This is a genomic window from Streptomyces flavochromogenes (genome assembly GCF_000717595.1).
GTDB classification, from domain to species: domain Bacteria; phylum Actinomycetota; class Actinomycetes; order Streptomycetales; family Streptomycetaceae; genus Streptomyces; species Streptomyces flavochromogenes.
In genome coordinates this window covers 1-470 of the sequence record NZ_JNZO01000126.1, presented here as the reverse complement: position 1 = coordinate 470, position 470 = coordinate 1, and the positions used below count along the sequence as shown (strand labels likewise).

General features: G+C 68.3%; 1 pseudogene. It reads left to right on the top strand.

Annotation, left to right across the window (positions count from 1 at the left end):
- Nucleotides 1-470 (top strand): annotated as a pseudogene (locus tag IF00_RS42310) (AMP-binding protein); the annotation flags it as partial.

The window sequence follows — 470 nt, the reverse complement described above, 5'->3', positions numbered from 1 at the left end:
GCGGTGATGCAGGCGACGCCGAGCCTGTGGCGCGCGCTGGCCGAGACGGACCCGGAGGCTGTGGAGGGTCTCAAGGTTCTGGTCGGTGGCGAGGCGGTGGACGCCGCCCTTGCCGATGTGCTGGCGCAGGCCGGTGTGTCGGTGTGGAACATGTACGGTCCGACGGAGACGACGATCTGGTCGACCAGTGCCCTGTTGTCGGGCGACGGTCGTACGCCGATCGGGGTGCCGATCGCCAACACTCAGGTCTACGTCCTATCTCGGCCGGCCGGGTCTGACCTCGGAGCGGTTCGTCACGGATCCGTTCGGTGCGCCGGGTTCCCGGATGTATCGGACGGGTGACCTGGTCCGTTGGACGGATGCGGGTGTTCTGGAGTTCGTCGGCCGGGTCGACGACCAGGTGAAGGTGCGGGGCTACCGGATCGAGCTGGGTGAGGTCGAGTCGGCGCTGTCGACGGTGGACGGTGTCG